The sequence below is a fragment of the Pseudomonas sp. GXM4 genome, from assembly GCF_008923895.1.
Lineage (GTDB): Bacteria > Pseudomonadota > Gammaproteobacteria > Pseudomonadales > Pseudomonadaceae > Aquipseudomonas > Aquipseudomonas atacamensis.
Window position 1 is genome coordinate 1 of record NZ_WBRZ01000218.1, and the last position, 9087, is coordinate 9087.

Genomic DNA, 9087 nt, shown 5'->3' on the forward strand with positions numbered 1-9087 from the left:
CCAGTTATCACACAGCCCCAATTGGGCGTTTTTTTTGCAGCCTCGGGCGGGCATACTAGGCCGTCCCTTACCCTGGTGCCGCCCGCCCCTATGCTTCGCGTCCTGATCGCCCTTGCTCTGACCTGTCTGCTCCAGCCGGCCTTCGCCGACGAGCGCGCGCAAACCCAACAGCAGTTGGACGCCACGCGTCAGGATATCGCCGAGCTGAAAAAACTCCTGGGCAAGCTGCAGGAAGAAAAGTCCGGCGTGCAAAAAGAGCTCAAGGGCACTGAAACCGAGATGGGCAAGCTGCAGAAGCAGGTCGACGCGCTGCAGAAAGAACTGCAGAAAAGCGAATCCGAGCTACAGCGGCTCGATGCAGAGAAAAAAAAACTCCAGAGCGCGCGCACTGAACAGCAGCGACTGATCGCCATTCAGGCCCGAGCGGCGTATCAGAACGGCCGCCAGGAATACCTCAAGCTGCTGCTCAATCAGCAGAACCCCGAGAAGTTCGCCCGCACCCTCACCTATTACGACTACCTGAGCCAGGCACGCCTGGAGCAGTTGAAGAACTTCAACGAAACCCTGCGCCAGCTGGCCAATGTCGAAAAAGACATCGGCCTGCAGCAAGCGCAGTTGCTGGTGCAGAAAAGCGACCTCGACACGCAGCGCGAAGCACTCGAGAAAGTCCGCAAGGAACGCCAGCAGGTCCTTGCCAAACTCAATGACGACGTCAAGGCCCGCGACCAGAAACTTGCCGCCCGCGAGCAGGATCAGGCAGACCTGTCTAAAGTCCTTAAAACCATTGAAGAAACCCTGGCCCGTCAGGCTCGTGAGGCAGAAGAAGCGCGGCAGAAAGCGCTGATCGCCCAGCAGGAAGCGGAAAAAAAGCGTTTGCGTGAGGCGCAGGCTGATAACAGCGACGCCCCACGAAAACCCGCCAGATCAAGCCCCGGCGCGCTGGTATCGAGCAGCGGCGAAACCTTTGGTGGGCCTTTTGCTGCAACCCGGGGAAAACTTCCGTGGCCGGTTGATGGTCGATTACTCGCACGCTTCGGTGAAAGCCGTGGCGACGACGCCCGCACCAAGTGGGATGGCGTGATGATCAGCGCTTCCGCCGGCAGCCAGGTGCACGCCGTACACGGTGGGCGCGTGGTGTTTGCCGATTGGCTGCGCGGTGCCGGTTTGCTGGTGATTCTCGATCACGGCAACGGTTTTCTGAGTCTTTACGGCCACAACCAGACGCTGCTCAAGTCGGCGGGTGATGTGGTCAAGGCTGGCGAGTCGATTTCCACTGTCGGTAACAGTGGCGGTCAGGACACGCCAGCGCTGTATTTCGCAATTCGTCAGCAGGGTCACCCGAGTGATCCGGCGCAATGGTGTCGTGCGCAAGGATAAGCGCACCATCTAATTCAGGAGTTCGTTCGACATGCTGCATTTGTCCCGCCTTACCTCGCTGGCCCTGACGATCGCACTGGTGATCGGCGCGCCTCTGGCGTTCGCCGCGCAACCGGCCCCGACCGTCGCTCCGGCAGGCACTGCCGCGACCGCCAAGGCGCCGTTGCCGCTGGAAGAGCTGCGCACCTTCGCCGAGGTCATGGACCGGATCAAAGCCGCGTACGTCGAACCTGTGGACGACAAGACCCTGCTGGAAAACGCGATCAAGGGCATGCTCAGCAACCTCGATCCGCATTCGGCCTACCTTGGCCCGGAAGACTTCACCGAATTGCAGGAAAGCACCAGCGGTGAATTCGGCGGCCTGGGCATCGAAGTCGGCGCCGAAGACGGCTTCATCAAGGTTGTCTCGCCGATCGACGACACCCCGGCGTCGAAGGCCGGCATTCAGGCTGGCGACTTCATCGTCAAGATCAACGGCCAGCCAACCCGCGGCCAGACCATGACCGAAGCCGTCGACAAGATGCGCGGCAAGATCGGCCAGAAAATCACCCTGACCCTGGTTCGCGATGGCGGCACGCCGTTCGATGTGACCCTGGCCCGTGCAGTGATTCAGGTGAAAAGCGTCAAGGCGCAACTGCTGGAATCGGGCTACGGCTACATCCGCATCACCCAGTTCCAGGTCAAGACCGGCGAAGAAGTCTCCAAGGCTCTGGCCAAACTGCGCAAGGACAACGGCAAGAAGCTCAACGGCATCATTCTCGACCTGCGCAACAACCCGGGCGGCGTACTGCAATCGGCAGTGGAAGTGGTCGACCACTTCATCACCAAAGGCCTGATCGTCTACACCAAGGGCCGCATTGCCAACTCCGAATTGCGCTTCTCCGCCACCGGCAAGGACGAAAGCGAAGCGGTGCCGATGGTCGTGCTGATCAACGGTGGCAGTGCCTCAGCTTCGGAAATCGTCGCCGGCGCCCTGCAGGACCAGAAGCGTGCCGTGGTCATGGGCACCACCAGTTTCGGCAAGGGTTCGGTGCAGACCGTGCTGCCGCTGAACAACGACCGCGCGCTGAAGATCACCACCGCGCTGTACTTCACGCCGAACGGCCGCTCGATCCAGGCTCAGGGCATCGTGCCGGACATCGAAGTGCGCCGCGCGAAGATCACCAACGAAGCCGACAGCGAATACTTCAAGGAAGCCGATCTGCAAGGTCATTTGGGCAACGGCAACGGTGGCGCCGACAAACCGAGCGGTTCCGGCGGCAAGGCCAAAGCGATGCCGCAGGATGACGATTACCAGCTGGCCCAGGCCCTGAGCCTGCTCAAAGGCCTGAGCATCACCTCCGGCCGCTGAGGATGTTGCTCCGCGCACTCTGCGTCCTGTTGTGCTGTCTGGCGGGTTTTGCCCAAGCAGAGCCCGCCAGCTCCTCGCCGCACAAAGCCTACCTGACATTGATCATCGATGACCTGGGGCAGAACCTGCCCCGGGATCGTCGCGTGCTCGCCCTGCCCGGCCCGGTCACGGCGGCGATCATGCCCGACACCCCCCACGCCACCGAATTTGCCCGCGAAGCCCATCGCGCCGGCAAGATCGTCATCCTGCACATGCCCATGGATCCGGCCACCGGGCCGTATGCCTGGCACCCCGAGCTGCCCATCGAAGAGCTGCAGAAACGCCTGAATGCCGCGTTTGAAAAAGTCCCGTTCACCGCCGGCATCAACAATCACATGGGCAGCCGCATGACCGCGCAGCCTGCGGCCATGGCGTGGTTGATGGGCGAATTGCAGCGTCGGCACAAGTTCTTCGTCGACAGCCGCACCAGCGCTCAAACGGTCGCTGCGCAGCAGGCGCAGAAAATCGATCTGGCCAGCGTTTCCAGAGACGTGTTTCTCGATGATGAGCGCACCGAAGCGGCCATTGCCAATCAGTTGCAGACCGCGATCACCCTGGCGCACAAACAGGGCTCAGCGGTGATGATCGGCCATCCGTATCCGCAGACCCTGGCGGTGCTGGAGCGCGAATTACCCAGACTCAAAGCGCAAGGCATCGACTGGATCGATATCAGGCAGATGATCAGTGTGCGCAGCAACCGCGCCATGGCCGGGCATGGCAAGGACGGCGTTTACCGGTAAAACCCGATCACGTTGCAATACATAGTTACCACCGAACGACCCTCCCCCTTCCGGATAGTGAGACCTGCAACAGGTCGCGGCTCCTTTGAGTCGCTTTCAACTATCAGGAGTGCCCATGACAAGCAATGCCCCGATTGTCCCGCCCGTTGGGCGGACTGAACCGATCCGCATCGATAACCTGCTGATCAACTTCACAACAGAATTTCTGCGCATCTGGGATACCACCGGTTTGTCGGCCAGACCCGCGTCGTTCTGGCGCCCGACCCCGGCTCCCGACGCGCTGCCCGGTTATTTCCCCTTGGGCGACTTCGTCACCAGAGGCGTTGGCAACATCAACGGTGAACGCGTGGTCGCGGTTGTTTGTGAGGCAGACATTGCCAGCACTGACCCCACCAAAGGCAGGGCACTGCGACGTCCCGATGATTACGAGCTGGTCTGGAAGGACTCCGGATCAGGCTCGAAAAGAGATCTGTCGATCTGGCGACCGCTAGCTCCCGCAGGCTACGTAGCGCTGGGGTCGGTGTGCTCGAACGATCATGAAAAACCGTCGCTCAACGCGGTGCGCTGCGTTCGCGAAGACCTGGTGATCGCGTCGAATACCACCGATCTGCTCTGGGACGACAAGGGCAGCAAGGCCCGACAGCGCGTCAGCACCTGGAGCGCCGTTCCTCCAGCCGCTTTGCCGGGCGAAGTCTATTTGGCATCGGGCAGTTTTTTCAGCCTGAGTGACTACACCCGACCGGCCAGTTTCCCGGTCTACTGCTTGCGCTTGCAGATCGGCCTGCAGATGTCTACACGCCCATCGCCACCGGTGCTGTGCGGCGAGACGCCAACACCTGTAGAGGCAACGGACGATGCGACTTACACCGCCAGCCTCCCCTGGTTCACGGTCAACGATCCGCGTTACACCGCCGCTGAGCAATGGCGTCACTCGCCCTTCTATCTGCTTGAACGCAAGGATCGCTACATCCTCGTCGGTCACGCACGCAACAGTGGCAACGACAGCCAGATATTCAGATGGAACGCGCCTCGTGCCCAGCGTACTGGCGGCTTGCGTACTTTCACCCAGACCACATCCATCGAATTCGGCGCCCAATGGCAAACCCGTCAGCACGGCGCGCTGATGTTTTCCGCACGGCTGGGCCACGATTTCACCCAATGCGAACTGCATTCGAATGAATGGCTCAATACAGCGACCATCGAAGTGATTGCGGTGGTGGACAAAAACCGCTCCGTGGCGGCTTATCTGGCGCAGAGCGAATACAGCCTGGTGCGCGCAGACGGTACGTCAGTGACGGAAGGTTTCAGCTACACCGATGGCAATAGCCTGCACATCAGCCAGTACGCACCCACCGAGCCTGCAATCATCGTCGCTTCGGAGCCAGAGGCGGTCGAAGATCAGACTGTGCTTGCGCCTGCGACCGAGGGCGAAATCAGCACCTCCCTGCCAGAGCCCGAGGAGTCAGCCGTTACAGATAGCGCGCCATGATTTCATCGACCACGCCTTCCTTGCGCAACTGATCCAGCGCGGTCTGCAACCTGGCGACGACCTCATCGGAAACATCCTTGTTCAGCGCCAGGTACAACTCGGCGCTGTTGAAGCGCAGCACGGTCTTCAGACCGGTCACGCCATCCTGCCGTGCCAGATAACGGCCGGCAGGATCACCCGTGGCCCACAGATCGATCTGGCCATTGAGCAGCTTTTTAGCGTTGTCCTGATCGCGCAGCACCACCACTGGTTTGAGGCCTTGCTTGGTGAGTGTCTCGGCAATCGCGTCACCCTTGTAGGCGCCGATCTTGTATTTGCGCGCGTCGTTGAGGGTCTCGAGGGTGATCTTGCTGTCAGCCTTGGCCAGCAGGATCCAGTCGTCCGGGCCGATCGGGCCGACCCATTTGAACAGTCTTTCGCGATCGGGCAGGCGCGCCATGACGAAGGCCCCGTAACCGGGATTTTCCAGGGCGAGCTTGTAGACACGTTCCCAGGGGAAACGCAGGGTCAGGCTGTAAGTGAGGCCGGCGCGCTGGAACATCTCGCGAACGATGTCCGTGGCAATACCGTTGATGTTGTCGCCCTGGGCGAAGTTCTTGCCGTTCTTCGCCATGTTGTACGGCGGGAAGTTCTCGGTGAGCAGCACCAGATCGGTGTCGGGACTGGTTTCGGCCCGGGCATTGCTGATGAACAACAACGAGGCGCTGGTGAGAACAACAAGCAGGCGTTTGATCATGTCGGGCTACCGGAATCCATGGCGTGCCCAAGAGTGCCTTGGGCGCGCCATGCTGTCCACTGGCCTGTACGCTTTAGCGCATGACGATGCCGCGATGCGACATGTAGGCCTTGGCTTCCTGCACGGTGTATTCGCCGAAGTGGAAAATACTTGCCGCCAGCACCGCACTGGCATGGCCTTCGAGAATGCCGTCGGCCAGATGCTGCAAATTGCCGACGCCACCGGAAGCGATCACCGGAATGCCCAGCGCGTCGCTGATGGCGCGGGTCACGCCGAGGTCGAAGCCGTTTTTCATGCCGTCCTGATCCATGCTGGTCAGGAGGATTTCGCCAGCACCGAGGCCTTCCATTTTCTTCGCCCACTCGACCGCGTCGAGGCCGGTTGGCTTGCGCCCGCCGTGGGTGAAGATTTCCCAGCGCGGGGTTTCGCCGGGGCCGGAGACTTTCTTGGCGTCGATGGCGACGACGATGCACTGCGAGCCGAAATGCTGCGCGGCTTCGCCTACGAATTCCGGGTTGAACACGGCAGCAGTGTTGATCGACACCTTGTCCGCGCCGGCATTGAGCAGGTTGCGGATGTCCTGCACGGTACGCACGCCACCGCCGACGGTCAGCGGAATGAACACCTGGCTGGCCATGCGCTCGACGGTATGCAGCGTAGTGTCACGACCATCGACGCTGGCGGTGATGTCGAGAAAGGTAATCTCGTCGGCGCCCTGCTCGTCGTAGCGACGGGCGATTTCCACCGGGTCACCGGCGTCGCGGATGTTCTCGAACTTCACACCTTTGACGACCCGGCCGTTGTCCACGTCCAGGCAAGGGATGATGCGTTTGGCCAGCGCCATTGTCAGTCCTCAGCCTTGGTACGAATCGCAGAAAGCTTGCGCTTCGGCGACGTCGAGAGTGCCTTCGTAGATCGCCCGGCCGGTAATCGCGCCGATGATGCCCGGTGCCTTGGCGTCGAGCAGCGACTTGATGTCACCCAGGTTATGGATGCCGCCGGAAGCGATCACCGGAATCCTGGTGGCAGCGGCCAGCGCAGCGGTGAATGGTACGTTGCAGCCCTGCATCATGCCGTCTTTGGCGATGTCGGTATAAACGATCGAGGACACGCCGTCGGCTTCGAACTGCTTGGCCAGGTCAATGACCTGCACGGTGCTGATCTCAGCCCAGCCGTCGGTGGCGACGAAACCGTCTTTGGCATCCAGACCGACAATGATCTTGCCCGGAAACGCACGGCAGGCTTCAGCAACGAACGCCGGATCTTTTACGGCTTTGGTGCCGATGATCACGTAGCTGACGCCGGCCTTGACGTAATGCTCAATGGTTTCCAGCGAACGGATGCCGCCACCGATCTGGATCGGCAGGGTCGGGTAGCGCTTGGCGATCGCGGTGACCACTTCGCCGTTGACCGGCTGGCCTTCGAACGCGCCGTTGAGGTCGACCAGATGCAGACGGCGGCAACCGCCCTCCACCCACTTGGCAGCCATGCTCACCGGGTCATCGGAGAACACCGTGGAATCTTCCATGCGGCCCTGGCGCAGACGTACGCAGGCACCGTCTTTGAGATCGATAGCGGGAATAATCAGCATGCTTTTTCCTTCGTCAAAAGAGCGGCAAGCTGCAAGCCATAAGCTGCAAGCATGCGTGTGTTCGTTTCACTCTTGCAGCTTGAAGCTTGTAGCTTTCAGCTGCTTTTTTCGAGCGCCCACAGGTCGCTTTCGATGCTTTCAAACCGTTCCTTGAGGTGGGTCTGCACATCGAAAATCGCCCTGTTGTAATAGTGCGGAGCAATCTCGCGGGTAAACAGCTCAAGAATTTCCGCCGCCTCGAACGAACCCAGGTCCAGTTCGAAACGGTCTTCCATGAACCGCTGAATCTTGCGATTGGCCTCGCTCTCCTGCTCGGGAGTGAGGGTCAGAATCGGCGGTCTGGATTTCTTGACAGCCATTTACCAGCGACCGTCCCACGCAGCGAAGTTCTGCAGCAGTTGCAGGCCGTGGGTATGGCTTTTCTCCGGGTGGAACTGCACGGCGAAACGCGAGCCATCGGCCAGCGCTGCGGCAAAATCGACACCGTAATGACCGCTGCCCACCACCTGCCGCGCATTGGCGGCGGCGATATAGTAGCTGTGCACGAAGTAGAAACGTGCCAGATCCGGGATGTCATGCCACAGCGGGTGACTGATGTTCTGCTTCACCTCGTTCCAGCCCATGTGCGGGACCTTCAGGTGCTCGCCGTCTTCGTGCAGATCCTTGCCGAAGAATTTCACCGCGCCCGGAAACAGGCCGATGCAGTCGACGCCGGCGTTCTCTTCGCTGGTATCGAGCAGGGCTTGCATGCCGACACAGATGCCGAGGAACGGCCGATCCTGGCTGACCTCACGGACCAGCGAGTCGAAGCCGAGGCGACGGATCTCCGCCATGCAATCGCGAATCGCGCCAACGCCCGGGAATACCACGCGGTCGGCTTCGCGAATCACGTTCGCATCGCTGGTGATCAGCACCTTGCCAGCGCCGACGTGCTCCAGGGCCTTGGCCACCGAGTGCAGGTTACCCATGCCGTAGTCGATAACTGCAACCGTCTGCATTACAGAACGCCTTTGGTCGATGGCATTTGCCCGGCCATGCGCTCGTCCAGCTCGACGGCCATGCGCAGCGCGCGGCCGAAAGCCTTGAACACGGTTTCGATCTGGTGGTGGGTGTTGGTGCCGCGCAGATTGTCGATGTGCACGCTGACCAGCGCGTGGTTGACGAAGCCCTGGAAAAACTCCTGGAACAGGTCAACGTCGAAACCGCCGACGGTAGCGCGGGTGTACGGCACGTGCATCTGCAGGCCCGGGCGACCGGAGAAATCGATCACCACGCGCGACAGCGCTTCATCGAGCGGCACGTAGGCATGGCCGTAGCGACGGATGCCTTTTTTGTCGCCGATGGCTTTGGCGAACGCCTGGCCGAGGGTGATACCGACGTCTTCCACCGTATGGTGGTCGTCGATATGCAGATCGCCCTTGCATTCGATATCCAGGTCGATCAACCCGTGACGGGCGATCTGGTCCAGCATGTGCTCAAGAAAAGGTACACCGATATCGAATCGGGCCTTTCCGGTGCCATCAAGGTTGATCGAGGCTTTGATCTGGGTTTCCAGAGTGTCGCGCTCGACAGACGCCTTACGTTCGGCCATCACCAGCTCCGCAAAATCATTGGGCGAAAAAGGCAGCCATTATAGGCACGCAGGAGGCAAACAGAAACACGAGAGGTGAGATGCCTGACGGATAGAACGCCCGGCTGTCGCGGGTAGACATGTCCATACAAGCCAGTACAGGCATGCCATAAACGAATGTGGGAGCGAGCCTG

General features: G+C 60.6%; 10 protein-coding genes. 4 read left to right on the forward strand and 6 right to left on the reverse strand.

Translation table 11 applies throughout. From position 1 onward, the window contains the following. Positions 1–90: 90 nt before the first annotated feature. The 4 genes from F8N49_RS21375 to F8N49_RS21390 all read left to right on the forward strand — a co-directional run bounded on the left by F8N49_RS21375 (position 91) and on the right by F8N49_RS21390 (position 4996). On the forward strand, positions 91–1377 hold the full coding sequence (locus tag F8N49_RS21375; RefSeq protein WP_093105956.1) for a murein hydrolase activator EnvC: 1287 nt from the start codon (positions 91–93) through the stop codon (positions 1375–1377). A 31-nt stretch (positions 1378–1408) separates the two neighbouring features. Continuing rightward, on the forward strand, positions 1409–2728 hold the full coding sequence (locus F8N49_RS21380; protein WP_039756590.1) for a S41 family peptidase: 1320 nt from the start codon (positions 1409–1411) through the stop codon (positions 2726–2728). 2 nt (positions 2729–2730) lie between these two features. Further along, positions 2731–3507 (forward strand): divergent polysaccharide deacetylase family protein, encoded by a 777-nt coding sequence (locus F8N49_RS21385; RefSeq protein ID WP_122699880.1) that lies wholly within the window; start codon positions 2731–2733, stop codon positions 3505–3507. A gap of 115 nt (positions 3508–3622) precedes the next feature. Then, positions 3623–4996 (forward strand): Vps62-related protein, encoded by a 1374-nt coding sequence (locus F8N49_RS21390; protein ID WP_110644810.1) that lies wholly within the window; start codon positions 3623–3625, stop codon positions 4994–4996. Here F8N49_RS21390 and F8N49_RS21395 read toward each other — a convergent pair. The 6 genes from F8N49_RS21395 to hisB form a co-directional block, all read right to left on the reverse strand. Next, positions 4977–5732 carry an ABC transporter substrate-binding protein gene (locus F8N49_RS21395; protein ID WP_151552458.1) on the reverse strand — a complete coding sequence of 252 codons (756 nt, stop codon included), beginning with the start codon at positions 5730–5732 and terminating at the stop codon, positions 4977–4979. The genes F8N49_RS21390 and F8N49_RS21395 overlap by 20 nt on opposite strands. 73 nt (positions 5733–5805) lie before the next feature. Then, on the reverse strand, positions 5806–6576 hold the full coding sequence (gene hisF, locus F8N49_RS21400; RefSeq protein ID WP_016772122.1) for an imidazole glycerol phosphate synthase subunit HisF: 771 nt from the start codon (positions 6574–6576) through the stop codon (positions 5806–5808). 9 nt (positions 6577–6585) lie between these two features. Then, complete coding sequence (hisA, locus tag F8N49_RS21405) at positions 6586–7323, reverse strand: 1-(5-phosphoribosyl)-5-[(5-phosphoribosylamino)methylideneamino]imidazole-4-carboxamide isomerase (protein ID WP_056787231.1); 738 nt, start codon at positions 7321–7323, stop codon at positions 6586–6588. Positions 7324–7418: 95 nt separating this feature from the next. Then, a complete protein-coding gene (locus F8N49_RS21410; RefSeq protein WP_071174108.1) occupies positions 7419–7682 on the reverse strand; it encodes a DUF2164 domain-containing protein in 264 nt (87 codons plus the stop codon). Then, a complete protein-coding gene (gene hisH / locus F8N49_RS21415) occupies positions 7683–8321 on the reverse strand; it encodes an imidazole glycerol phosphate synthase subunit HisH (protein ID WP_016772124.1) in 639 nt (212 codons plus the stop codon). It lies immediately after the preceding gene. Beyond that, positions 8321–8914 carry an imidazoleglycerol-phosphate dehydratase HisB gene (gene hisB / locus F8N49_RS21420; RefSeq protein WP_016772125.1) on the reverse strand — a complete coding sequence of 198 codons (594 nt, stop codon included), beginning with the start codon at positions 8912–8914 and terminating at the stop codon, positions 8321–8323. The genes hisH and hisB overlap by 1 nt, the downstream gene beginning before the upstream one ends. Positions 8915–9087: the final 173 nt, after the last annotated feature.

Coding starts and splice junctions, on each gene's coding strand:
- F8N49_RS21375 (WP_093105956.1), top strand. CDS start 91: ATGCTTCGCGTCCTGATCGCCCTTGCTCTGACCTGTCTGCTCCAGCCG.
- F8N49_RS21380 (WP_039756590.1), top strand. CDS start 1,409: ATGCTGCATTTGTCCCGCCTTACCTCGCTGGCCCTGACGATCGCACTG.
- F8N49_RS21385 (WP_122699880.1), top strand. CDS start 2,731: ATGTTGCTCCGCGCACTCTGCGTCCTGTTGTGCTGTCTGGCGGGTTTT.
- F8N49_RS21390 (WP_110644810.1), top strand. CDS start 3,623: ATGACAAGCAATGCCCCGATTGTCCCGCCCGTTGGGCGGACTGAACCG.
- F8N49_RS21395 (WP_151552458.1), bottom strand. CDS start 5,732: ATGATCAAACGCCTGCTTGTTGTTCTCACCAGCGCCTCGTTGTTGTTC.
- hisF (WP_016772122.1), bottom strand. CDS start 6,576: ATGGCGCTGGCCAAACGCATCATCCCTTGCCTGGACGTGGACAACGGC.
- hisA (WP_056787231.1), bottom strand. CDS start 7,323: ATGCTGATTATTCCCGCTATCGATCTCAAAGACGGTGCCTGCGTACGT.
- F8N49_RS21410 (WP_071174108.1), bottom strand. CDS start 7,682: ATGGCTGTCAAGAAATCCAGACCGCCGATTCTGACCCTCACTCCCGAG.
- hisH (WP_016772124.1), bottom strand. CDS start 8,321: ATGCAGACGGTTGCAGTTATCGACTACGGCATGGGTAACCTGCACTCG.
- hisB (WP_016772125.1), bottom strand. CDS start 8,914: ATGGCCGAACGTAAGGCGTCTGTCGAGCGCGACACTCTGGAAACCCAG.